At 68.9% G+C, this 24,046-nt stretch carries 16 protein-coding genes; 8 read left to right on the forward strand and 8 right to left on the reverse strand.

The window, feature by feature from the left end:
- Positions 1 to 64 precede the first annotated feature (64 nt).
- On the forward strand, positions 65 to 991 hold the full coding sequence (locus GXW74_RS20110; protein ID WP_211848342.1) for a LysR substrate-binding domain-containing protein: 927 nt from the start codon (positions 65 to 67) through the stop codon (positions 989 to 991).
- Positions 992 to 1,006: 15 nt separating this feature from the next.
- Here the strand turns inward: GXW74_RS20110 and GXW74_RS20115 are convergent, their stop codons facing one another.
- From GXW74_RS20115 to GXW74_RS20135, 5 genes are all read right to left on the reverse strand, one after another.
- Positions 1,007 to 2,593, reverse strand: coding sequence for an ABC transporter substrate-binding protein (locus GXW74_RS20115; protein ID WP_211848343.1), 1,587 nt, complete (start codon positions 2,591 to 2,593; stop codon positions 1,007 to 1,009).
- 92 nt (positions 2,594 to 2,685) lie between these two features.
- The gene (locus tag GXW74_RS28660; RefSeq protein WP_338148290.1) at positions 2,686 to 3,624 is read right to left on the reverse strand and encodes an isopenicillin N synthase family dioxygenase; all 939 of its coding nucleotides are present in this window, start codon (positions 3,622 to 3,624) and stop codon (positions 2,686 to 2,688) included.
- Between the two features lie 209 nt (positions 3,625 to 3,833).
- A complete protein-coding gene (locus GXW74_RS20125) occupies positions 3,834 to 5,216 on the reverse strand; it encodes an amidohydrolase family protein (RefSeq protein WP_246523737.1) in 1,383 nt (460 codons plus the stop codon).
- 209 nt (positions 5,217 to 5,425) lie between these two features.
- Positions 5,426 to 5,569 (reverse strand): hypothetical protein, encoded by a 144-nt coding sequence (locus tag GXW74_RS20130; protein ID WP_211848345.1) that lies wholly within the window; start codon positions 5,567 to 5,569, stop codon positions 5,426 to 5,428.
- A 45-nt stretch (positions 5,570 to 5,614) separates the two neighbouring features.
- Positions 5,615 to 7,996, reverse strand: a complete 2,382-nt coding sequence (locus GXW74_RS20135) for a transketolase (RefSeq protein WP_408903883.1) — start codon at positions 7,994 to 7,996, stop codon at positions 5,615 to 5,617.
- A gap of 169 nt (positions 7,997 to 8,165) precedes the next feature.
- On the opposite strand from GXW74_RS20135, the gene GXW74_RS20140 reads away from it, so the two are divergent.
- Positions 8,166 to 8,675 (forward strand): Lrp/AsnC family transcriptional regulator, encoded by a 510-nt coding sequence (locus tag GXW74_RS20140; RefSeq protein ID WP_246523738.1) that lies wholly within the window; start codon positions 8,166 to 8,168, stop codon positions 8,673 to 8,675.
- A gap of 18 nt (positions 8,676 to 8,693) precedes the next feature.
- On the opposite strand, the gene GXW74_RS20145 is transcribed toward GXW74_RS20140, so the two are convergent.
- Positions 8,694 to 9,878, reverse strand: coding sequence for an MFS transporter (locus tag GXW74_RS20145; protein ID WP_211848347.1), 1,185 nt, complete (start codon positions 9,876 to 9,878; stop codon positions 8,694 to 8,696).
- A 165-nt stretch (positions 9,879 to 10,043) separates the two neighbouring features.
- On the opposite strand from GXW74_RS20145, the gene GXW74_RS20150 reads away from it, so the two are divergent.
- Positions 10,044 to 11,813 carry a hydantoinase B/oxoprolinase family protein gene (locus tag GXW74_RS20150; protein ID WP_211848348.1) on the forward strand — a complete coding sequence of 590 codons (1,770 nt, stop codon included), beginning with the start codon at positions 10,044 to 10,046 and terminating at the stop codon, positions 11,811 to 11,813.
- On the forward strand, positions 11,810 to 13,882 hold the full coding sequence (locus GXW74_RS20155) for a hydantoinase/oxoprolinase family protein (RefSeq protein ID WP_211848349.1): 2,073 nt from the start codon (positions 11,810 to 11,812) through the stop codon (positions 13,880 to 13,882). The genes GXW74_RS20150 and GXW74_RS20155 overlap by 4 nt, the downstream gene beginning before the upstream one ends.
- A 192-nt stretch (positions 13,883 to 14,074) precedes the next feature.
- Here the strand turns inward: GXW74_RS20155 and GXW74_RS20160 are convergent, their stop codons facing one another.
- Together GXW74_RS20160 and GXW74_RS20165 are read right to left on the reverse strand one after the other, a co-directional pair.
- Positions 14,075 to 15,475 (reverse strand): aminotransferase, encoded by a 1,401-nt coding sequence (locus GXW74_RS20160; protein WP_211848350.1) that lies wholly within the window; start codon positions 15,473 to 15,475, stop codon positions 14,075 to 14,077.
- A 459-nt stretch (positions 15,476 to 15,934) separates the two neighbouring features.
- On the reverse strand, positions 15,935 to 16,396 hold the full coding sequence (locus GXW74_RS20165; protein WP_211848351.1) for an Lrp/AsnC ligand binding domain-containing protein: 462 nt from the start codon (positions 16,394 to 16,396) through the stop codon (positions 15,935 to 15,937).
- Positions 16,397 to 16,529: 133 nt separating this feature from the next.
- Here GXW74_RS20165 and putA point away from each other — a divergent pair, with 133 nt between their 5' ends.
- From putA to GXW74_RS20185, 4 genes are all read left to right on the forward strand, one after another.
- The gene (gene putA, locus GXW74_RS20170) at positions 16,530 to 20,192 is read left to right on the forward strand and encodes a trifunctional transcriptional regulator/proline dehydrogenase/L-glutamate gamma-semialdehyde dehydrogenase (RefSeq protein WP_211848352.1); all 3,663 of its coding nucleotides are present in this window, start codon (positions 16,530 to 16,532) and stop codon (positions 20,190 to 20,192) included.
- A 241-nt stretch (positions 20,193 to 20,433) separates the two neighbouring features.
- Positions 20,434 to 22,131, forward strand: coding sequence for a peptide ABC transporter substrate-binding protein (locus GXW74_RS20175; protein ID WP_246523739.1), 1,698 nt, complete (start codon positions 20,434 to 20,436; stop codon positions 22,129 to 22,131).
- Positions 22,132 to 22,171: 40 nt separating this feature from the next.
- Positions 22,172 to 23,134 carry an ABC transporter permease gene (locus tag GXW74_RS20180; RefSeq protein ID WP_338148285.1) on the forward strand — a complete coding sequence of 321 codons (963 nt, stop codon included), beginning with the start codon at positions 22,172 to 22,174 and terminating at the stop codon, positions 23,132 to 23,134.
- Entirely contained in the window at positions 23,131 to 24,036 is a 906-nt protein-coding gene (locus tag GXW74_RS20185) for an ABC transporter permease (RefSeq protein WP_211848353.1), read from the forward strand. Before GXW74_RS20180 ends, GXW74_RS20185 begins: the two co-directional genes overlap by 4 nt.
- Positions 24,037 to 24,046: the final 10 nt, after the last annotated feature.

Raw genomic sequence — 24,046 nt, forward strand, 5'->3', positions numbered from 1 at the left:
CGGCCGGCACGGCTTTCGCTTCGATCGGTGCATTGAGCGGAGTCGCGCTCGGCGTCACACTTCCATGCCTGCCCGCCGAGCAGGAGCAACGCCGATCGCCAGCCGTCTTCCGTCCCTTCGCAGCCTGCGTGCCTTCGAGGCCGCCGGCCGTCACCTGAGCTTCACGGCGGCCGCCGAGGAACTCGGCGTCACGCCGGGCGCGATCAGTCACCAGATCCGCCAGCTCGAGGAGTTCCTCGGGGCGCGCCTCTTCGATCGCCAGCATCGCGAGGTGGTGCTGACGCCGCAGGGGCAGGCCTATCTGCGGTCGGTTGGCGAGGCCTTCCGACGTATCGAGGACGACACACGCGTGCTGTTTGCGGCCAACGATCTCGCGATGCTGCGGATCTACGCCTCGACCAATCTCGCCATGCGCTGGCTCGTGCCGCGATTGCCGCGCCTTGCCGCCCGGCATCCTTCGATCACGCTGGACCTAACGGCGGCAAGCGGCCCGCCACCGGCGCTCGAGCCGCGTTGCTTCGACCTTGCGATTACCCACGGACCAGCGCCGCTCACCAAGGCGAAGCCCGCGCGGCTGTTCGACGGCCGCCTCGTGCCGGTGTGCAGTCCGCGCTACCTCGCGGGCCGCCCACCCATCACGCGGCCGTCCCAGCTCGACCCGGACAGTCTCATTCATGCCCGCAAGCGGAAGGGTGATTGGCGCAAGTGGCTGCGTCTTGCGAAGGCGGAGTCGATCGATGCCGGCCGCGGCATCAAGTTCGACGACATGAACCTCGCCTACCTCGCGACTGTCGCCGGCATGGGGGTGATGCTGTTCTTCGCGAACCTGATCGCCGACGACCTGCGTGACGGCAGGCTGGTCATGCTGTTCGACCAGGCTCTGACCGAGGAGCCCGATTGGCTCGTCTATGCGACACCGGCGCGCGAGCGGAGCGCCGCGGCGCTGCTGCTTCGTGACTGGCTGCTGGCCGAGGCCCAGCGTGACCGCTGAGCCCCGGCGCGGGCCTCAGCGGCGCGACATGTTCCAGAAGATGGGGATCGGGAACTCGATCACGTTCTGCAGTTCGGAACGGTAGGCAGCAGGCGCCGAGAACTGCCCGCCGAGAATGTAGTTGACGTTGTCGTGGAAGGCCGCCTGCAGCTCATCGGCCAGGCGCGTGCGTTCCTCCGCCGTCCGCGCAGATGCGAGCCGCCGCAGCAGCTCGGTCTGGCGCGGGTCGCAGTACCAGCCCGAATAGTGGGTGGCGCAATTGTAGGCGACGCCCGGATTCGCCAGTGGATTCACCAGGTCGATGCCGTTCCAGATGATGTTGACCATGCTCCAGCCGCCTGCGCTCACAGGGTCGCGCTTGAGGCGCCGCTGCGCGACAGTGGCGTAGTCGGAGGTTGCGAGCTGCACGTTGAAGCCGGCGCGCCGCATCTGGTCGGCGATGACGACACCCATCGGATTGAGCAGCGCCGAGCTCTCGGAATGCAGGAACACCAGCGGCTCGTTGTTGTAGCCGGCCTCCCGCAGCAGGGTGCGCGCTCGCTCGATGCCGGCGTTGCGGAACACGTCGGCGCCCGCGTTGGATTGGGTCGCGGTGTCGCACATGAAGAGCGAGCGGCATTCGCTCAGATACATCCCGGCCGGCAGGCCGATGGAGGCCATCACCTCTTCCTGGTTCAGCGCGAGCTGGGCGGCGCGGCGGATCGCCGGGTTGTCGAAGGGTGGCTGGGCGTGGTTGAGGCTGACGATCGCCATGATCTGCCCGGCACCGCGCGGCTGTGCGATGGTGATGTTGCGGTTGCGCCGCATCGGCTCGATGTAGTCGGCCGCGATGATCTCGAGGTAGTCGACCTCGTTCGCCTGCAGTGCGGCGACGCGCGTGGCCTGGTCGGGCAGGGAAATCAGGTCGACGCGGTCGAAATGTACGACCTTCCCGCCCGCGAGGCCGGAGGCCGGTTCCGTCCGTGGACGGTAGCGCGGGTTGCGGCGGAAGGTCGCGCGCTCGCCGGGCCGCCAGCCGGCGCGGTCGAACAGGAAGGGACCCGAGCCGACCACCTCCGGCACCGCGGTGTTGGCCGGAAGATTGGCGAGGCGCGCCGGCATCATCACGGGAATGACGTTGCCCGGCTTGCCCAGCGCCTCGATGACGAAGGCGTAGGGCTCGCGCAGCTTCAGTTCGAAGGTGCGGGCATCGACGACCCGCAGCCCCTCGGCGATGCGCATGATCTGCACGCCCAGCGCCTCCCGCTGCGCCCAGCGGCGGATCGAGGCCACCGCGTCCTCGGACGTCACCGGCGTGCCGTCGCTCCATTCCAGCCCCTCGCGGAGACGGAAGCTGTAGGTCAGGCGATCGTCGCTGACCGTGTAGGTCTCGACCATCTGGGGCTGGTAGTTCCCTTCGCCGTCGATGGCGAAGAGCATGTCGTAGACAAGGTAGGAGAAGACGCGCGTCGCGTTGATCGTGGTGACGATCGGGTCGAGCACCTGCAGTTCGGTGTTCAGCGACACGCGCAGCGTCCGCTCCTGCGCGGTCGCCCCGCCCAGGGCGGCGCACAGGGCGATCGGTGCCAGCGCCAGGGCGCGAGCCATCCGGCGGAAATTCATCAGAAGCCTCTCCATCGAACGCGGTCTTGTCCCGAAGACCGTGTGTGGCGCGCGTTGTTGGGCGCCGTGGCGCCGATCGATCCGGTCCGCCGCTACTCGGCCGCGGCAGCCGGCGCTGACTTGCGGAGGTGATCGTAGTTCCTGCCGCGGAACCACGCCATATACTCCGCGGTGGTCATCGCCGGGAAGCGAGGCTCCTCGCCCTCGACCCGGCAGGTCCGCAGGCATTCGATCAGCGTCTCCTGGCTTGGATGGAAGAAGTACGGGATGGCGTAGCGCGAGCCGCCGGAGACGTTGAAGGCGCGATGGGGCGTGGAGAGGAAGCGCCCGTTGGTCCAGCGATGCAGGATGTCGCCGGTGTTGACGATGAAGGTGCCATCGATCACCGGCGCGTCGATCCAGACGCCGTCCTGGCGGCGGATCTGCAGCCCGGCGACCTTGTTCTGCGCGAGCAGCGTGATGAAGGTCGAATCCGTGTGCGGCGCGATGCCGAACTGGTTCTCGGCATAGGCCGGGACCGGCGGGTAGTGGCTGAGACGCAGCGAGCTGAAGGGACGCTCGCACTTGGCGTCGAAATACTCCGCCGGCAGGTCGAGCGCGCGGGCGTAGAGCGGCAGCATGCGGATGGCGAGGGCTTCGAGCGCCTCGTAGTAGGCGAGGGTGGTCTCCTTGAAGCCGGGCACGTCGGGCCAGCGGTTCGTCACGCCGGCCTCGCCCTCGCGCTTCACGAAGAAGGCTTCGTTCTCGTTCGGCTTGTTGTTGGCATTGAGCGTCGAAGTGCGCGTGGTGCTGCCGCGCATGGGCAGATAGCCCTGCATGGCGTTGTCCACCTTCAGCTCCATCTTCTTCTCGATGGGCTGGGCGTGGAAGGCGGCGGCGGCAGCGAGGGTGCGGTCCATCAGCGCCTGCGAGACGCCGTGGTTGCTGATGTAGAGGAAGCCGACCGTTTCGCAGATCTCGCGGAGCTGCGCGGAGCTGCGCGGCGGTGCGCTCCAGCGCGCCCTCTTCGCCGGCGAAATAGGGGCCGAGATCGACGACGGGGATCTCGGTGGTTGGGACGTCCTGCGCGCTCATGAAAATTCCTCGGCCGGGCGCTGGGACCCCTTGTCCCCGCTGCGAAGGCGGGATGCTTCCGGCGGTGGCCGGAAGGGTCAAACCAAAAGAACTCAGTCCTGCATGAGGGAAATTCACACGGACCGCGGCGGTGGCCGGGCGCGACCCGGCCGGCCGCGGCCCGCCGCTATCCCGCGAAGGCGGCCTGCGCCTCGGGCAGCGCCCAGATCTTGCCGATCGCGGCAGCCCCGGCCGCCGTGATGGCCGCCTCGTCCGCGAACAGGTGGCGCCCGCCCTCCACCAGCAGGCGTCCGTCCACCATCACCACGTCGACATCGGCCCGGTTGGCCAGCCAGACGAGCGCGCGCCGCGGCTCGAACAGCGGCTGCAGATGCGGGTGGCCGATGTCGATCGCCGTGATGTCGGCCGCCGCACCGGGGCGCAGTGTGCCGAGGTCGTCGCGGCCGATCGCGGCGGCGGCGTCGCGCGTCACGGCATCGATCAGTTCCGGCGCCGTGGCCACCGTGGCGCTGGCTGCCGTCGTCTTGGAAATGATGGCCGCGGCCTGCAGCTCGCCGAGCAGGTCGAGGTTGTAACCATCGGTGCCGATCACCGTGCGCAGCCCATGGGCGCGGAAATGCGCGAAGCTTGCGACGGTGCCGGCGCGCGCGAAGACGCGCGGGCAGTTGAGCACGGTCGCGCCGCGCCGGGCCATCAGCGCCAGGTCGTCGCCGGAGCAGTCCACGCAATGCGCCGCCAACAGATCCGGCCCGAGCACGCCGAGCCAATCGAGATACTCGGCCGGCGTGCGGCCGTGGCGCGCGCGGATGGTCGCGACCTCGCCGGGGCTCTGCGCGACATGGATGGTGTTGGGCACGCCGAGCTCCCGTGCGCGGGCGGTTGCCGTGCGCAGCAGGTCGGGGCCGCAGGTGTCGGTCGCGTGCGGGCTCATCGCCAGCCGGATACGCCCGTGGTCGCGGCCCTCCCAGGTCGCGTGGAGGTCGTTCCAGGCGGCGAGGTCGGCCGCACCATCGTCGCCGGCATAGCGTACCACGCCATCCGCGCCGGCCTGCGCATCGGCCGTCGAGAACAGGTAGGGCGCGCCGTAGAAGCGGAGGCCCATCTCCTCCGCGGCGGCGAACATCTCCGGCAGGCCGTTGCGGAAGGGCTCCATCACCGTGGCGTTGCCGCCCTTCAGCAATTGCAGGACGCCGAGTCGCGCCACGGCCATGCGTTCCTCGGGCGTGTAGAGGTCGAGGCCGCGCCGGCTGAGCGGCATCAGCACGGTGTAGACGATGCTCTTGTTGTTCTTCCGGCCGGCGCCGTCCTCCGTATGGGTGCGCGCCAGCATCTCGCTGAAGCAGTGATTGTGCAGGTTGATCAGCCCCGGCAGCAGGAAGCGCCCCGGCCGGTCGAGCACGAGGGCGGCCTCGGGGCGCGTTGGGGTGATGGCGGCGATGCGTCGGCCCTCGATCAGGACCCAGTGGTCGCGCAGCACAGCTTGCGCGCCCTCGGCCTCGGTCAGCACGTAGGAGCCGAAGATGGCCGTGGTCCGGGGTTCTGGCAGCATGTCTCGCTCCTGCGGCCTGGTCGGCGGCGTCGATGGTGATGGCGGTCGGCGCCGGGCGTGCATGGCCGTGGCGGTGGAGGATCTCGCCACAGGCCCCCGGCGATCGGCCTGGTGAGCGCGCCGGCGACGGCACCGTGCCGCGTCGTCGCCGGCGGCGGCGAAGGTGCCCGGTTTCCGCCGTGGGCGGAAGGTGACGCACGTCGCGCCGTTCACGCAGCCAGCGGCGGCGCCTTCGCCAAGCCGCCCATCGTCACCGATGCCGTTAGGAACGGCCCGCGCACCTGCCAGGCGATCCGGCCGCCGAGCAGGAACGATGCCAATGACTGGCCTTTCGAATGGGCGAGCCCGAGCATCGCCGGCATCCCGGAGTGCCGGCCACCATCCGCCGGCGCCCGCGGTCACACGGGAAGCGGCGCCCCCGGCGCGCCCACCTGCGCCGCGCGCAGGATGGCCGCGGTGTCCAGCCCGTAGGTGTCGTAGAGCTCGGCGATGCTGCCGCTCTGGCCGAAGGCGTCGACGCCGAGCGCCTTGACGCGATGCCCCTCGACCGAGCCGAGCCAGCCGAGGCCCGCCGGATGGGCGTCGGTCACCGTGACCAGGCAGCAATGGCGCGGCAGGGGGCGCAGCAGACGCTCGACATGGCTCGGCGCGGTGGCGTCGCCAGCCATCCGGGCCGCCTCGGCCGCCCGCCAGCCGGCGAAGAGCCGGTCGGGGGAGGTGACGGCCAGCACCCCGACATCGCGGCGATGCTCGCCCAGCAGGCCGGCGGCGGCGATCGCCTCGGGCGCCACGGCGCCGGCGTAGGCGATGGCGACCTCGCAGTTCGGCCCGGGTGGGCGCAGCCAGTAACCGCCGGCGACGATGTCCTCGGCCAGGGCGGGGGTCATGGCCCGGCGTGGCTGCTCGATGCTGCGCGTGGACAGGCGCAGGTAGACCGAGCCGCCCTCGCTGCCGTCCCGCTGCACATGGTCGAGCGACCAGCGCAGGATGACGCCGAGCTCGTCCACGAAGGCGGGTTCGAAGGAGGAGAGGCCCGGCTGCGCCATGCCGATCAGCGGCGTGCCGATCGACTGGTGCGCGCCGCCTTCCGGCGCCAGCGTGATGCCCGAGGGCGTCGCCGCCAGGATGAAGCGCGCATCCTGGTAGCAGGCGTAGTTCATCGCATCGAGGCCGCGCGCGATGAACGGGTCGTAGAGCGTGCCGACCGGGATCAGCCGCTCGCCGAACAGGCTGTGCGAGAGGCCGAAGGCCGAGAGCATCAGGAACAGGTTCATCTCCGCGATGCCGAGCTCCATGTGCTGGCCGCGCGGCCCGGCGTCCCAGCGATAGGCCGAGGGGATCTTGGTCTCGCGGAAGAGGTCCTGCCGCACCTCGCGCGCGAAGAGGCCGCGCCGCCCCACCCAGGCGCCGAGATTGGTGGAGACGGTGACGTCGGGCGAGGTGGTGACGATGCGCTCGGCGATCGGTGCCTCGCTGCGCGCCAGCGCATGCATCAACTGCCCGAAGCCGGCCTGGGTGGAGGCCTGGGTCTGCGTCTCGATCGCCAGCGTTTCCGGCACCGGCAGGGCGGGCGCGGTGGTGCGGCGCGGGCCGCGGGCGTTGAACGGCACGCCGGCGAGGAAGGCGCGCAACCCTGACTCGCTGACGCCGAGCCCCTCGGCGATGTCCCATTCATGCCCCGGCCGGATGTCCATGCCGGCGCGCCATTGCTCCATCTGCGCCGGGTTCATCAGCCCGGCGTGGTTGTCCTTGTGGCCGGCGAGCGGCAGGCCGAAACCCTTGATGGTGTAGGCGAGGAAGCAGACCGGCCGGTCATGGCCGATGCTGCGGAAGGCATCGAGCAGCAGCCCGAGGTCATGGCCCCCGAGATTGGTCATCAACCGTGCCAGCTCGTCGTCGCTGCGCCGCGCGATCAGCGCGCTGACCTCGCCCTGGTCGCCAAGGTCGTCGAGCAGCCGCGCGCGCCAGGCCGCGCCGCCGCGGAACACCAGCGCGGAATAGAGCTGGTTGGGGCAGGCATCGATCCAGTCGCGCAGGCGCTCACCGCCCGGCTCCGCGAAGGCGGCCTGCAGCAGGCGGCCGTATTTCAGCTCCACCACCTCCCAGCCCATGGTGGCGAAGGCGCCCATGATCTTGTCGTTGACGCCTTCGCCGATCACCGCGTCGAGGCTCTGGCGGTTGTAGTCGACCACCCACCAGGTGTTGCGCAGGCCGTGGCGGGAGCCTTCGAGCAGGGCCTCGTAGATGTTGCCCTCATCCATCTCGGCATCGCCGACCAGCGCGACCATGCGGCCTTCCGGCTGGCCGCTGCCCCAGCCATGCAGGTGCACATAGTCCTGCACCATGCTGGCGAAGATCGTCTGCGCGGCACCGAGGCCGACGGAGCCGGTGGAGAAATCCACGTCGGCCACATCCTTGGTCCGGGACGGGTAGGATTGCGCACCGCCGAGGGCACGGAAGGCCTCCATCTTCACGCGCGTCTGGTTGCCGAGCAGGTACTGGATGGCGTGGAACACCGGCGAGGCATGCGGCTTCACCGCCACACGGTCCTGCGGCCGCAGGATGGCGAAGTAGAGCGCCGTCATGATGGTGGCGATGGAGGCGGAGGAGGCCTGGTGCCCGCCGACCTTCAGCCCGTCCGGCGAGGGACGGAGGTGGTTGGCGTGATGGATCATCCAGGCCGACAGCCAGAGCACCTTGCGCTCGATCTCCGCGAGCATCCGCGCCTCATCGGGCTGCGGGCGGGCGGGCGAGGTGTCGAGGCTGAGCTGGTCGAGCATGGCGCGGATCCCCTGCCGCGGGACTGTCCGTGCCCGCGTGAAGGCTGATCCTGAGGAAGCGCAGGCGGGAATGGCTTGCAAACTTGCCGGCCGCACGCGCAAATCTGGCAAATTCAGCCGGAACTTGCGTCATATGCGGAAAACACTCGCGAACGAGCTGCTTGACCCCTTGAGCGTCCGCATCATCGAGCAGATGCAGGAGGACAGCGACATCGGCCTCGCCGAACTGGCCGAGGCGACCGGCACCACGCCGTCCTCCTGCTGGCGCCGCCTGGACGAGCTGCGCAGCCGCGGGGTGATCCGGCGCTCCGTCGCCGTGGTCGATCCGGCGGCGATCGGTCTTGCGGTCAATGTCTTCGTGCAGGTGACGCTCGAGAAGCAGAACGAGGCGGCGCTGCGCGTCTTCCAGACACGGATCGCGCGGCGGCCGGAAGTGATGGAGTGCTACCTGATGAGCGGCGACTCCGACTATCTGCTGCGCGTCGTGGTCGAGGACCTGGCGAAGTACCATCGCTTCGTCGTCGATCATCTGACGACGATTCCCGGCGTCGCGAACCTGCGCTCCAGCTTCGCGCTGGAGCAGGTGAAGTATACGACCGCGCTGCCGACCGGCCATCTGCACCAATCGGCGCCGGAGAAGCCGCCGGCCCGCAAGCGGCGTGCGGTCGGGCGCGGCTGACGGGCCGGCAGGCCGCCCTCAGAAGCGCGGCCGCCGCCCGCTCAGCGCGAGCCCCGCGCCGACCATCGCCGCCCCCGCGGCCAGCGGGCCGAAGCCGGCGAAGCCGATCTCCGCCATCACCCAGCCGCCGACCGCGGCCGCGCCAAGCCAGCCGAAGCTCGCCGAGGTGACGTTGAGGCCCAGCACCGTGCCGCGGATGCCGTCCGGCACATTGGCGAGCGCCGCCATCAGGCAGGGGCGCGCGATCGCGTTCACGAAGACGTAGGCGAAGCCGAGCGCGACCGTGACGACGAGTCCGGGCACCCAGGCATAGAGCGCCAGCGCGATCACTGCGGACAGCATCATCGCCGCCGCAAAGGTCCGCAGCCGGTTCGGGAGGCGATCCGCCAATTGCCCGCCCACCACCGTGCCGAGGATGTTGCCGATGGCGATGAGCGCGAGCGGGATTGCCACCCCCGCCGGCGTGAGGGCGTAGGTGGCCTGCAGGAAGGTTGCGAAGTAGACGACGGACAGGCCGTAGCAGACGCGCTCCGCCACGCCCATCGCCAGCAGGCGCAGCACGGGTCCGCTCATCGCTCCGCGCAGGCTTGGCCGTGCGGATGGCGCGGCCGGCGGCGCTTCCGCCGGCCGCAACGTGGTGGCCAGCAGGCCGAGTGCTGCCAGCACGGCGATCGCGGCGACGCTGAGGCTGACGCCGCGCCAGCCGATGAAGGTGCCGATCCAGGCCGCCAGCGGCACGCCGAGCAGCAGCGAGAGCGACTGCCCGAACATGACCCAGCCGAGCGCGCGGCCGCGCTGGCGGTCCACGGTGCGCGCCGAGGCCTCGGCCATGATCACGCCGGTGAAGGCGCCCGAGCAGCCGCCGGCCAGCGTCACCGCGATGGCGACGCCGAGGTATCCCGGCGACGTCGCGACACCGATCATGCAGAGCGCGAGGCCGAGCGGCCCGCCGATCAGGAAGGGCCGCCGCCCCCATCGATCCGATCCTGCGCCAGCCAGCAGCGACGTGACCCCCCAGGCGATGGAGGTCATCGCCATCAGGTTCGCGACCATCGTCAGGCTGGTGGAGAGGTCGCGCGCCATGTCGAGGAGGAAGGGCGCGCGCGTCGTGCCGCTCGAGGATGCGGCGAACATGCCGAGGCAGGCGGCTGCGAGCAGCGCCCAGGGCATGCGGGGGGTCTGGGCGCCGGCCGGTATCGTCACGCACCCATGGTGCTGCAGTCCGGGGCATCGCGCCAGCCGCCGCCGGGTCGGCGGTGCAGCATGCCGGCCGCACGCTCCGCGCCGCCGTGCACGGCAGGCACGGGGCTTGCTGGGCCGGTGAAAGATGGCGAGGCTTGCCTCGCTCGATGATGTGGGGAACAGGGTGTGTCGGACCGCAGCTACGATCCCATTGCCTTCGAATTGTTCAAGAACGCGCTCTTCTCCATCGCCGACGAGATGGCACTGACGGTCCATCGCACGACCTATTCCGCCGTGCTCAAGGACAACATGGACTACTCGACGGCCTTCTGCGACGGCCAGGGGCGCCTGGTGGCGCAGGGGCTGACGCTGCCCTCGCATCTCGGCTCCATCCCCGAGGCGCTGGCCGCCGTCATCCGCAGATACGGGGACGACATGGCGGATGGCGACATCTTCGCCCTCAACGATCCGTTCGAGGGCGGGATGCATCTGCCCGACATCTTCGTGTTCAGGCCGATCTTCGTGGATGGGCAGCGCCTCGCCTTCGCGGCGACCATCTGCCACCACACCGATGTCGGCGGCCGCGTCGCGGGATCGAACGCCTCTGACAGCACGGAGATCTACCAGGAAGGGCTGCGCATCGCGCCCATGCGCATCTACGAGCGCGGCCGGCCGAACGAGACCTTCTTTCTCTTCCTCGAGCGCAACGTGCGCGTGCCGGACAAGGTGATGGGCGACCTGCGCGCGCAGCTCGCCGCCTGCACCATCGCCGAGCGCGCCTTCCGGGAGCTGGTCGGCCAGCACGGGGCCGAGCGCACGCGCTTCTTCATGGAGGAGCTGCTCGACTACAGCGAGCGCCTGACCCGCGCCGCGCTGGCCGATCTGCCCGACGGCGAATGGTCCTTCGAGGACAACATCGACGATGACGGCGTCGACCTCGGCAAGCCGATCCCGCTCAGGGTGAAGGTCACCAAGCGGGGGGATGGCATTACGGTCGACTGGACCGGGTCCTCGCCGCAGGTGAAGGGAGCGATCAACAGCACCTTCTCCTTCACGCGCAGCGCCTCCTACTGCGCCATCCGCTCCGTCCTGCCGGCCGGAATTCCCAACAACGAGGGCTATTTCCGCGCCATCGAGGTCATCGCGCCGCCCGGCACCATCACCCATGCCGTGCTGCCGGCGGCCTGCGCGGCACGCGGGTTGACCGGTTTCCGCATGGTGGACACGATGTTCGGCGCGCTGGCGCTGATGCTGCCCGACCGCGTCGGCGCGGCGGGCGACGGCGGCAATACCGGCGTGTCCATCGGCGGCTATGACGCGACGCGGCGGCCCTTCATCTACGTGGACTTCACCTGCGGCGCCTGGGGCGGACGGCCCTGGGCCGACGGGCTCGACGGCAATTCCCACATGTTCGCCAACATGGCCTGCCCCTCGATCGAGGTGACGGAGGCCGAGCAGCCCATCGAGATCCTCTGCTACGAGTTGCTGCCCGGGCGCGCCGGTGCCGGGCGCTTCCGCGGCGGCGTGCCCTTCGCGCGCGAGTACCGGATGCTCGAGGATTCGGGCGTGCTGCAGGTCCGCTCCGACCGGCGGGTCTATCCGCCCTTCGGTCTCTATGGCGGGCAGCCCGGCGCGCCGTCCCGCAATGCGATCCTGCGCGACGGCGCGTGGGCGGAACTCCCTTCGAAATTCTGCGTGGAGTTCCGCAAGGGCGACGTCTTCCGCCATGAACTCGCCGGAGGCGGCGGATGGGGGGACCCGCGGGAGCGTGACCCTGCTCTTGTGCTGCGCGACCTCCGCGCCGGGTTGCTCGGCGCCGAGGCCGCGCGGCGCGACTACGGTGTGGTGCTGACGCCCTGTGGCAGCGCGGTGGACGGGGCCGCGACCGCGGCCGCGCGCGCCGCCATGCCGCGACGCTCCGCCGCCATCGTCCGCGGCGCGGAGGACGCGGCATGACCCGGCTGCGCGTCAGCGCCGACATCGGCGGCACCTTCACCGACATCGTCCTGCTGGACGGGGAAGGCCGGCTGCGCACGAAGAAGGTGTCCTCCACCGTCGGCGACTATGCGACCGCGATCGTGCAGGGCCTGGCCGAGGCGCTGGCCGAAGGCGGCCTCGATGCCGGCGCGGTGGAGGAGGTGCTGCACGCCACCACCGTCGCCTCCAACGCCATCCTGGAGCAGAAGGGGGCGCGCACCGGGCTGATCACCACGCGCGGCTTCCGCGACGTGCTGGAGATCCGCACGCTGCGCATGCCGCGCCTCTACGACCTCGCCTGGGAAAAGCCGCCCGCGCTGGTCGAGCGGCGGCTGCGGCACGAGGTGACCGAGCGCATCGCCGTCGATGGCACCGTGCGCGTCCCGCTCGACGAGGCGGAGGTGGAGGCCGCGGTCAAGGCCCTGCTGGCCGAGGGCGTGCAGGCCATCGCGGTCTGTCTCATCCATGCCTACGCCAACCCGGCGCATGAGAAGCGCGTGGGCGAGATCGTGCGTGCCCTCGCGCCGGAGGTGACGCTTTGCCTCTCGCACGAGGTGCTGCCGGAGCGGAAGGAGTACGAGCGCACCTCCACCACCGTCATCAACGCCTATGTGCGGCCGATCTTCGAGCAGTACCTGGCGCGGCTGACGGCGGAACTCGGCAAGGGCGGCGTCAGTGCGCCCGTCCTCATCATGCAGTCCAATGGCGGGCTGATGGGCGCGGCGGAAGCGACGGAACGCCCGGTCCATGCCGTGGAATCCGGCCCCGCCGCGGGCGTGATCGGCGCGCGCGCGCTCGCCCGCCAGGCGGGGCTGCCGCGCGTCATCTCCTTCGACATGGGCGGCACCACGGCCAAGGCCGGCGTGATCGAGGCGTACGAGGTCAGCCGCGCCTCGGAATACGCGGTGGGGGCGGGCATCATGGTCGGCTCGCGCCTGCTGACCGGCGCGGGCTACCTGCTGAAGGTGCCGGCAATCGACCTCGCGGAAGTCGGCGCGGGCGGTGGCAGCATCATCCGCGTCGATGCCGGCGGCGCGCTGCAGGTCGGGCCGGAAAGCGCCGGCGCCCATCCCGGCCCCGTCTGCTACGGCCGGGGCAACATGCAGCCGACGGTCACGGATGCGAACCTGGTGCTGGGCTATCTCAATCCGCACGCGCTGGTGGGCGGGGCCCTCGCGGTCGACGCGGCGAAGGCGCGCGCCGCGCTGGAGGAACGCGTCGCGAAGCCGCTCGGCCTGCCGGTCGAGCAGGCCGCCTGGGGCGCGCACGCCATCGCCGCGAGCAACATGATCCGCGCCATCAAGGCCGTGACCTCCGAACGCGGGCGCGATCCGCGCAGCTTCGCGCTCGTCGCCTTCGGCGGCAACGGGCCGCTCTTCGCCGCCGGCATGGCGGCGAGCCTCGGCATGAGGCGCATCATCGTGCCGCCCTCGGCCGGCGTCTTCTCCGCGGTTGGATTGTTGTGCTCGGATGTGGAGGTGCACCTGACGCGCACCTGGCGGCGACCGACGCAGGGGCTCGATGCCGGCGCGCTCCAGGCGGCCTGCGCGATGCTGGAGGCGGAAGCGCGCGCACGGCTCGCGGCGGATGGCTTCCCACCGGAGAGGCAGGACATCACGCGCTCCGCGCAGCTTCGCTACCAGGGCCAGTCCTTTGAGCTGACGGTGCCGGTGCCTGCCGAAGGCGACGTCGCCACCAGGTTGGAGGAAGCCTTCGGTGCCGAGCATGAGCGCACCTACGGACACCGCGCCGGCGCCGGGGAGCCGGTGGAGGTCGTCGCCTTGCAGGTGCTCGGCCGCGGCGTTCCGGAGCGCCCGCGCATGCCGGAGCGGTTGATGGCCGGGACGGAGGGCCCGCCGCAGCCGCCGCGCGCTGCCTATTTCGGCGCGGCGGCCGGGTGGATCGAGACGCCGGTACTCAGGCGATCGGATTTCGCCGCGTTGCGGCCGGGCCCCTGCATCATCGAGGAATATGATGCGACCTGCCTGGTGCCGCCGGGTGCACGGGCGGTGCTCGATGCCTTCGGGAACATCGTGATCGAGTTGTAGCGGGCATCACGTCACGCGGGTTGAGGGGGCCTTGCCCCCTCAAGCTCCCCCAGCAGGGGACACGGTCCCCTGCACCCGCGGTGACTCCAGTATCGGCTTCCGAAGGCCCTGTGGCCTTTGGCGGGGTGAGTCTGAGAGGGGCAGCGTCCTTCTCGATGGCGGCGCTGCGACCGGACGCAGAGCCGCTTTCCTTCAGGCAGCCCCGTTCATCTTCGCGACCGTCGCTTCCAGCGCCTTGTCCAGCACCTCGATCAGCATGTCGCATTCCGTCCGCGTGATCACCAGCGGCGGCGACAGCACGATGGTGTTGGAATGCCGCGTGCCACCACCGGAGCGGCCGACGATCACGCCATTCGCCTTGCAGAAATCCACCACACCCTGCACCAGGGCGCCGTCGAGCTGGACCTTGCTCTCGCGGTCCGTCACCAGCTCGATTCCGATCAGCAGCCCCTTGCCGCGGATGTCGCCGGTGATGCCGTGGCGGAACAGGCGGTCCTTGAACCCTTCCATCAGATAGGCGCCCATGGTCGCGGCGCGCTCGGGCAGCTTTTCCTCGAGCATGATCTCGATGTTGCGCACGGCGACGGCCGCCGAGACGGGATGGCCGCCATAGGTATTCACCTGCATCACCTGGCGCGCCTCCGCGACCTCGCCGAGGAAGCTCTCGAACACCTTGTTCTTCACCACCGTCGCCGCGATGGGCAGGTAGGCGGAGACGATGCCCTTGGCGATCGCCATGATGTCCGGGCTGATGCCGTAGTGCTGATGGGCGAACATCTTGCCGGTGCGCCCAAAGCCGTTGATCACCTCGTCCACATGCAGCAGCACGTCGTACTTGCGGCAGATCCGCTCGACCATCGGCAGGTATTCGTCCGGCGGCACGGCCACCCCGACGGCCGACATGATCGGCTCGACGATGATCTCGGCGACGGTCTGCGGACCTTCGGCCTGGATTGTCGCCTCGATCAGCTTGGCACAGGCCATGCCGCACTTGCCGGACTCCAGGCCCAGCGGGCAGCGGTAGCAGGTCGGCGCCGGGACGTGGATGAACTCACCGGCATAGGGCTCGAACTTCGTCTTGCGCTCGCCCATGCCGCCGGCGGCGAGCGTTGCCAGCGTCGTGCCGTGATAGGCGTAGTGCCGCGCGATGGTCTTGAAGCGGAACTGGCCGGGGAATTCGTGCTTGGCGTACTGCCGCGCGACCTTGAAGCCAGCCTCGTTCGCCTCGGAGCCCGAGTTGACGAAATAGGTGTGGTAGTCACCGCCCATCAGCGTGTTGATCTGCTCGCCCAGCCGCGCCGCCGGAAGGTTCATTGCCGTGTGCGGGTAGTAAGCGATCTGCTGCATCTGCTCGGCCGCGATCTCGGCGAGCTCCGTGCGGCCGTAGCCGATGTTCACGCACCACAGCCCGGCCATGGCGTCGAGATAGGTGGAGCCGTCCGCATCGACGATGGTCGAGCCCTGGCCGCCGGTGACGACGATCTGCGATGTCTCGAGCGCACGGTGCTGCACGATCGGGTGCATCACGTTCTCGAGGTCCTGCGCGACGACTCGGCGGCGCGCCTCGGGATCGGGCTGGTTGGTAAGCGACATGAGACACCTCGCGGGAAGGGGCTGGCCGTCAGCTGGCTGTTCCAAGGCCAATGGTCGCGCGAGCAGGCGGTCGAGGGAAGACCCAACAATGCTATCCGAAGGCGGGCCGTCCATTCGTGATGTCCGATGCTCGCCATTGCCTGGAAGGCCGCCTATGAACCGGCCAGATGCGCCCAGACCACAGGTCAGCTCCGGTGGTGACAGGCCTTGGCGAGGCGATTGATGTGCTCGATCCGCGCGCGCGGGTGAAGCTCACGATCCAGAACTTCAGCCAATCGTAGCCGGCATCGAGGTTGCGCGTGGGGGCGGAGATCACCGGGCCTTCGCATCAGGGATGGTAGCCCTTCGTCGCGACGACGTGGCGGAGCGGGGTGCCCTTGGTCGCGACATCGACCAAAGCCGGCCCCAGGCATCAGCGATCCGGACCTTCTCGGAGGCCGTGAGGTTCAAGCACTCCGATCAAAACGGCAGTGGCGCATCCGACTTCACCTCTTCCATCACCGCATAGGTCCGTGTCTCCCGCACCCCGGGAAGACCGAGCAATACGCCGCCCAGGAAGGCGCGATAGGCTGCCATGTCCCGCACCCGCGTCTTGATCAGGTAGTCGAAGCCACCCGCGACCATGTGGCATTCAAGCACTTCGGGGGCGCGGCGGACAGCTTCTGCGAAGCGCGCGAAGACGTCCGGTGTCGTCTTGTCCAGCAACACCTCGACGAATACGAGCAGCCCGAAGCCGAGGCGTTGCGGGTCCACCCGCGCGCCGAAGCCGGTCACCAGGCGATCCTTGATCAGGCGTCGCGTCCGCTCGCTCGTCGCGGTCGGCGAGAGCCCGATGCGGTCCGCGAGCTCAAGATTGGTGATGCGCCCCTCTTGCTGGAGGATGCCCAGGATCATTCTGTCCGTACGGTCGAGCTCTTGCATGAATCACCGAATTTTCTCAGGTATTCCGTGAATAGTGCGGCGTCCTGATGAAAATGACGATACTGATCTCCCAACGGGCTTCCTACCCTCGCGCAATCGGCCACCCGGCCGCGCCGTTCAGCCGAGAGCAGAGATGATCGTCGAATTCCCCGCGCCCGCACCGTTCAAGGCCCTGATCGAGGAAACCCATCCACAGACGCCGCTGCGCGCTGCGATCACGGCTGCCTGCCGCCGACCCGAGGAGGCCTGCCTGCCACCCCTCATTGCGCTCGCCGCCCCGTTGCCGGAGGAGGCTGTCGCCGCCTCCGGCCTGGCACGGCGTCTCGCGGAGGCCCTTCGCGCGAAGCGCCGCCACGGCACGGTGGAGGCGCTGGTGCAGGAATTCAGCCTGTCTACCAGCGAGGGTGTCGCGCTGATGTGCCTGGCCGAGGCCCTGCTGCGCATTCCCGACGATGCCACGCGGGACGCCCTGATCCGCGACAAGGTCGCCGGCGGCGACTGGCACGCGCATCTCGGCCTCGACCGTCCGCTCTTCGTCAATGCCGCGAGCTGGGGCTTGCTGCTCACCGGCCGGCTGAGTGCCGCGCCGGAGACAGCGGGCCTCGGCGCTGCGTTGACGCGCCTTATTGCCCGCGCCGGCCAACCCGTGATCCGGCGCGGCATGGATGTCGCCATGCGCATGCTCGGCGAGCAGTTCGTGGCCGGCCGCACGATCGAGGAAGCGCTGACGCGCGCACGCCGGATCGAGGCGCGTGGCTTCCGCCACTCCTATGACATGCTTGGCGAGGCCGCGATGACGGCGGAGGATGCCGCGCGCTACCTCGCATCATATGAGGCAGCGATCCATGCCATCGGCGTGAATGCCGCGGGGCGTGGGATCATCGAGGGGCCGGGTATCTCGATCAAGCTTTCGGCGCTGCATCCGCGCTATGCGCGATCGCAGCGCGCCCGCGTGATGGCGGAACTCACCCCACGTCTGCTCCGCCTGGCGACGCTGGCGCGGCGCTACGACATCGGACTCAACATCGACGCCGAGGAGGCGGACCGCCTCGACCTCTCGCTCGACCTGCTGGAGGGGCTGTGCCTCTCGCCCGAGCTCGCCGCCTGGGACGGCATCGGGTTTGTGGTCCAGGCCTATCAGAAGCGCGCGCCTTTCGTGCTCGACTGGATCATCGACCTCGCGCGGCGGAGCGGACACCGGCTGATGCTGCGCCTGGTCAAGGGCGCCTACTGGGATACGGAGATCAAGCGCGCCCAACTCGACGGGCTCGATGATTTCCCGGTCTATACGCGGAAGATCCATACGGATGTTTCCTACTTGGCATGCGCGCGGAAGGTGCTCGCGGCCACCGATGCCGTCTTTCCGCAATTCGCGACCCACAACGCGCAGACCCTTTCCGCCATCCATGCCATGGCCGGCGAGGACTTCTATCCCGGCCGGTATGAGTTCCAATGCTTGCACGGCATGGGCGAGGTGCTCTACGAGGAGGTGGTCGGCCCCGCGAAGCTCGACCGCCCTTGCCGCATCTACGCGCCAGTCGGCACGCATGAGACGCTGCTCGCCTATCTTGTCCGCCGATTGCTCGAGAACGGGGCCAATTCCTCCTTCGTGAATCGCATCGGCGATGCGTCGGTGCCCATCGAGGCGCTGATCGCCGATCCGGTGGCGGCGGCCCGCGCCGTCAAACCCGTCGGTGCGCCGCATCCGGGCATCGCCTTGCCGCGCAACCTCTTCGGTGCGGCGCGCCGAAACTCAATGGGACTGGATCTCGCGGACGAGGCGCGTCTTGCCGAACTCTCGAGGTCGCTCAGCCTTCCCGCCGTGTCTGCGCTGGCAGCGCCGGCGGCGGGGGACGGCGTGCCGCGCGCCGTCCGCAACCCTGCCGACCATCGCGATGTGGTCGGCCATGTCGTCGAGGCGACGCCGGAGGTGGTCGATGCCGCCCTCACCGCGGCGGTTGCGGCGGCACCTGGCTGGGCCGCCTTGTCGCCCGCCGATCGTGCCGACGTGCTGGAGCGCGCGGCGTCGCTGATGGAGGAGCGGATCCCGGGCCTGCTCGGCGTGATCATCCGCGAGGCCGGCAAGACCCTCCCCAATGCGGTCGGCGAGGTGCGGGAGGCGGTGGATTTCCTCCGGTACTACGCGACTGCCATCCGCGGTGGCTGGAGCTCTGCCACGCACCGCCCGCTCGGGGTCGTCACCTGCATTTCGCCCTGGAACTTCCCGCTTGCCATCTTCACGGGGCAGGTCGCCGCGGCGCTCGCCGCAGGCAATGCGGTGCTCGCCAAGCCGGCAGAAGAAACGCCGCTGACTGCCGCTCTCGCAGTCGGGATTCTGCACGAGGCCGGGGTCCCGCAGGGTGCACTGCACCTCCTGCCCGGCGATGGCGATGTCGGCGCAGGTCTGGTCGCCGACGGTCGGACGCAGGGCGTGATGTTCACTGGCTCGACCGAGGTGGCACGCCTCATCGCGCGCAGCCTTGCCGAGCGGCTGAATCCGGATGGCACCCCGGTACCGCTGATCGCCGAGACAGGCGGGCTGAACGCCATGGTGGTGGATTCCACTGCGCTCCCCGAGCAGGTGGTCGCCGATGTCCTCGCCTCGGCATTCGACAGCGCAGGGCAACGCTGCTCCGCGCTGCGTCTCCTCTGCGTGCAGGACGACGTCGCGGACCACATCCTCGCCATGCTGCGTGGCGCGCTGGCCGAACTTTCCGTCGGCAATCCGGATCGGCTCGCGACGGATGTCGGGCCGGTCATCACGGCACAGGCGCGCGAGGGCATCCTCGCCCATGTCGCGGCAATGCGGGCGAAGGGGCGGCGGGTCCACGCGCTGGCGCTGCCGGATGCCTGCGCGCATGGCACCTTCGTCCCTCCCACGATCGTCGAGATCGACGACGTCGCCGAGTTGGCACGTGAAGTCTTCGGGCCTGTCCTGCATGTGCTGCGTTTCAGTCGCGACCGGCTGGATGCGCTGCTCGAGGAGATCAACGCCACCGGCTATGGCCTCACCTTCGGCGTGCAGTCCCGCATCGGCGAGTTGACGGAGCGCATGGCTGCCCGGATCGCGGCTGGGAATGTGTACGTCAATCGCAACATCATCGGTGCCGTGGTGGGCGTGCAGCCCTTCGGCGGGCATGGTCTCTCCGGAACGGGCCCGAAGGCCGGAGGGCCCCTCTATCTGCGGCGGCTGCTTGCCGCCTGCGATGCGGAACCATCACTGCCCCGCACGGCGTTGACGGAGGAGATGGCGGCCTACCTCGACTGGCTGGGGATGCGCCATGCCGACATGAGTGAGGCAGCCAGGCGCCTGACCGCGACGTCGCGCACCGGCCTCTGTCTTGAGTTGCCTGGACCCGTGGGCGAAGAGAACCGCTACCTGCTCGAGCCGCGGGGCAGAGTGCTCTGCCGCGCGGTCACGCGGGAGGGGCTGCTGCTGCACCTCGCGGCCTGCTTCGCGACGGGCAATCGCGCAAGCATCGCCGTGCCGAAGGCATTGATGCAGGTTCTTGATGGCTTGCCGCCGGCCTTGGCCCGGCAGATCGAACAGGCAACCGAAGTCGATCCGGCCGTCTTCGACGCCGTTCTCGTCGAAGCGGACGGAGATGCAGATGCGTTGCGTCTGCTTCTCCGGCGCGCTGCGGCGGCGGAGGGACCGATACGGAGCGTGCTAGTGGCGTCTCCGGCAGGGGGAGGCGGACGAAGGCTTCATGTCCTCGACATGCTCCTGGCCGAACGGTGCATCAGCATCAACACCGCCGCGGCAGGCGGCAACGCCTCGCTCCTGAGCCTCTGAGCCGATGCCTCGACGCTGCTCTCGCGGCCCGTGGCGATCGCCGCGCGCTCCAGCGCAAGCCGCACAGGCGGTGCGTTCCACGAACGCCTCGGCGGATCAGCCGCACCTCCCATAACCCAGGCTTATGCAAGACGTGCAACTACTGTCTGGACAACCTTCATCCCCGCCAAGAAGGATTGAGCCACAGGCGGGGCGAAGACACCTGCCGCGGGGATGGCCGGTCGAACAGGAGACATGTCTGATGTCGATCTGCAGCGATCACGACTCGACGATCGATCGGATTGTGGAGCGGAACCGCGGGCTTCTGGTGCCCCGCCGGCAGGTTCTTGCACTGTCGGCCCTCTCGGCCGCGGGTCTTTCCACTAAGCAGGCGGCAGCACAGGCGGCGCCGCCGCGGCCGTCCCGCCGGCAGGGGCAGATCGTGATGGGGCTCTCGCAGGAGCCGACACGCTTTCACCCGCTGCAGGCGCGGCTCGAGGTGGATGAAGGCGTCCACCTGAACCTGTTCAGCGCCCTCTGGAGTGTCAGCCCCGCGGGGGATCTTGTCCCTGACCTAGTGACCGAGATCCCATCCGTGGCGAATGGCGGGATCTCTGCCGACGGGCTCGAATGGCGCATCAAGCTGCGTTCGGGCGTCACCTGGCATGACGGAGCGCCGTTCTCCGCCGAGGACGTGAAGTTCACCCTCGACCTTCTGCAGAATCCGAACTTCCCGGCGATGAGCCGCAACGGGCATGCGTTGCTCCGCGACATCACGGTGGTGAGCCCGACCGAGATCACCTGGAGGATGGAGCGCTTCTTCGCGCCATATTTCGCCATCCTGGCCTGGACCTTCATCGTGCCCAAGCACGTCCTGGCCACGGTTACCGACCACCGCGATCCGGCCTTCAACAACCGGCCGATCGGTACCGGTCCGTTCAAGTGGGGCGAGCGTCGGCCAGGCGACTATGTGAGGCTCGATGCGAACGACAGGTATTTCGGCGAAGGTCCCTTCGTCGAGCGCGTGATCTTCAAGTACATCCCCGAGATGACGGTGCTGAAGACGCAGTTCGTCGCCGGCGCCATCGACGCGGTGGGCATTTCCGGCATCACTCCCGACAATCATGAGGAGGTGCGGCGCACGCCCGGCGTGACACTGCACAAGTCGCCCACTTCCTTTGTCACCTTCTTTGCGCTGAACAACGGCATCCCGCAGTTCCGCGATCCGGCGGTGCGCAAGGCGCTCTACATGGCGCTGGACAAGCAGACGATCAACCGCGACCTGTTCTACGATGCCAACAGACCGACCGAGTCCTTCCTCCCTCAGGAGAGCTGGGCATACAATCCAAACCTGCCGCTGCATGTCCACGACCCGGCGCAGGCGGCGAGGATGCTGGACGGCGCCGGCTGGCGGCGCGGTGCCGGCGGCGTGCGAATGAAGGATGGCGTCCGCCTGAGCTTCTCCTGCTCGACCGTGGCGGGCAATCACCTGCGCGAGCAGGTCCAGCAGTTCCTGCAGCAGAGCTGGCGGCCGCTTGGCATCGAGATGACGATCAGGAACTTCCCGGCGGCGGTGATGTGGGGCGACTTCTGGCGCAACAGCGAGTGGGAATCGACCATCGTCGGCGCCATCTATCCCACCGCCGGCGACCCGGATGTCAGCGACCGGCTCGGAAGCTGGGCGATCCCGAAGCGGTCCGGCGCCGGCGCGAACCAGATGCAGTACGAGAATGCAGAGGTCGACCGGCTGCTGCGCGAGAGCGTCGGCCTGCTCGACCGCGCGCAGCGCCGGGCGAACTACATGAAGGTGCAGGAGATCGTCCGCGAGGATCTTCCCGCCTTCCCGCTGCACCAGACATTGCTGGGTGAGGGTACGAAGAAGAACCTTCACGGGTTCACGCCGAACATCAACTACCGCAGCAATGCCTGGAACATGAGCCAGTGGTACTGGTCGGCTTGACCGCGATGCCCGGCAGCCTTGCCGGCGACAGGAAGCGGGAGTGCGCGATCCGGTGAGCAGGTTTCTATTGCGACGACTGGCCCAGAGCGCGGTACTGCTCTGGCTGGTTTCGATGATCGGCTTCGGGATGCTGCACCTAGTCCCGGGTGGTCCGCTGTCCCAGTTTGCGAACACCCCCGGCATGACGGATGCGGATCTGCAGCGTCTTGCGACTCAGATGGGGCTCGATCGGCCGATCCCCATGCAATATCTCGACTGGGCGGGCGGGCTGCTCGTCGGCGACTGGGGCAAATCGTACCGCGACGACAGCCCCGTGCTGCGCGTCATCGCCTCGCGCCTCGGCGCCACGGTGAGGCTGATGTTGACTGCCACGTTGATCGCGGTGGTGGTTGGCGGTCTCGTCGGCATCATTGGCGCGGTGCGCCGGTATTCCCTTTTCGACCAGTGCGTGACGATCGGCACGATGGTCGCGCTGTCCATACCCACCTTCTGGTTCGGATTGCTGGTGATCTATGTCTTCTCCGTGAAGCTGCGATGGCTGCCGCCAGGCAATATCGCGCCGGTCGGCAACGAATCCTTCCTGGTATTCGTCCATCACCTGATCGGTCCCGCGCTGGTGTTGGGCCTCGTGACGACGGCACTGTGGAGCCGCTTCATGCGGTCGTCGATGCTGGACGTCATCAACCAGGACTACGTCCGCACCGCGCGCGCCAAGGGTCTGCCGCCGCATGCCGTGCTGATTCACCATGTGCTCCGCAACGCGCTCCTGCCCATGATCACGATTGCCGGTCTCGAACTCCCGACCCTGCTCGGCGGGGCGCTGGTGACCGAGACCGTCTTCACCTGGCCGGGGATGGGTCGCCTTTTCCTCGATTCGATCGAATACCGGGACTATCCGGTGGTGATGGGGCTGCTGCTCTTCTCGGCGGTGCTGGTGATCGTAGGCAGCCTGCTCGCCGACATCCTGCATACCGTGGCCGACCCGAGGGTGCGGCCGCAATGAGCGCAGGACAGACGAACGCCACCGATGCGCTGTTCGATGAGGCCGAGGGCGGCAGCAGCTCACGGCGCAGCCCGACGATGCGGCGCTTCCTGCGGCACCGGCTGGCGGTGTTCGGCCTCTTCGTCATCGTGTTCCTGGTCGCCGCCTGCGCGATCGGGCCGAGCATCATTGCCTATGATCCGCTGCAGCTCGACATGCGCCATCGCTTCCAGGCGCCGTTCGCGGGGCCGCATCTTTTCGGCAGCGACGAGCTCGGGCGCGACCAGCTCGCGCGGCTGCTGGCGGCGGGTCGTATCTCGCTTGCCATCGGCCTCGCGGCGATGCTGCTGAGCGTCGTTGTCGGGACCTGTGTCGGGTTGATCGCAGGCTTCCATGGCGGGGCGGTCGGCACCGTGCTCATGCGCATCGTCGATGCGATCCTGTGCTTCCCCAGCATCTTCCTGCTGCTCACACTGGCGGCGCTGATCGACCCCAGCGTCGTCACCATCACGTTGATCGTCGCGCTGACGGCCTGGATGGAAGTGGCGCGCATCGTGTACGGGCAGATCCGCGCATTGCGGGAGCTGGACTTCGTGGCGGCCGCGGTCACCTCGGGATCGACCGGGACGCGCATCATGTTCCGCGAGTTGCTGCCCAACGCGATGGGGCCGATCATTGTGGCCGCCACGCTGATCGTGGCCCGCGCGATCCTGCTGGAATCCTATGTCAGCTACCTCGGCTACGGCATCCAGCCGCCGGTACCGAGCTGGGGCAACATGCTGGAGAAGGCCCAGCAATACCTGACCACCGCACCATGGCTCGCGATCCTGCCGGGGCTGATGATCACGCTCACCGTGGCGAGCTTCAACTTCGTGGGCGACGGTCTGCGCGATGCGCTCGACCCCCGCAGCGACCTTCAATGACCGATGCCGC

This window comes from Neoroseomonas eburnea (genome assembly GCF_018129005.1).
In the GTDB taxonomy this organism is placed as follows: domain Bacteria; phylum Pseudomonadota; class Alphaproteobacteria; order Acetobacterales; family Acetobacteraceae; genus Neoroseomonas; species Neoroseomonas eburnea.

Coding starts and splice junctions, on each gene's coding strand:
- GXW74_RS20125 (WP_246523737.1), bottom strand. CDS start 5,216: ATGCTGCCAGAACCCCGGACCACGGCCATCTTCGGCTCCTACGTGCTG.
- GXW74_RS20175 (WP_246523739.1), top strand. CDS start 20,434: ATGTCGATCTGCAGCGATCACGACTCGACGATCGATCGGATTGTGGAG.
- GXW74_RS20135 (WP_408903883.1), bottom strand. CDS start 7,996: ATGCTCGACCAGCTCAGCCTCGACACCTCGCCCGCCCGCCCGCAGCCC.
- GXW74_RS20110 (WP_211848342.1), top strand. CDS start 65: ATGCCTGCCCGCCGAGCAGGAGCAACGCCGATCGCCAGCCGTCTTCCG.
- putA (WP_211848352.1), top strand. CDS start 16,530: ATGATCGTCGAATTCCCCGCGCCCGCACCGTTCAAGGCCCTGATCGAG.
- GXW74_RS20165 (WP_211848351.1), bottom strand. CDS start 16,396: ATGCAAGAGCTCGACCGTACGGACAGAATGATCCTGGGCATCCTCCAG.
- GXW74_RS20115 (WP_211848343.1), bottom strand. CDS start 2,593: ATGAATTTCCGCCGGATGGCTCGCGCCCTGGCGCTGGCACCGATCGCC.
- GXW74_RS20130 (WP_211848345.1), bottom strand. CDS start 5,569: ATGCTCGGGCTCGCCCATTCGAAAGGCCAGTCATTGGCATCGTTCCTG.
- GXW74_RS20185 (WP_211848353.1), top strand. CDS start 23,131: ATGAGCGCAGGACAGACGAACGCCACCGATGCGCTGTTCGATGAGGCC.
- GXW74_RS20155 (WP_211848349.1), top strand. CDS start 11,810: ATGACCCGGCTGCGCGTCAGCGCCGACATCGGCGGCACCTTCACCGAC.
- GXW74_RS20160 (WP_211848350.1), bottom strand. CDS start 15,475: ATGTCGCTTACCAACCAGCCCGATCCCGAGGCGCGCCGCCGAGTCGTC.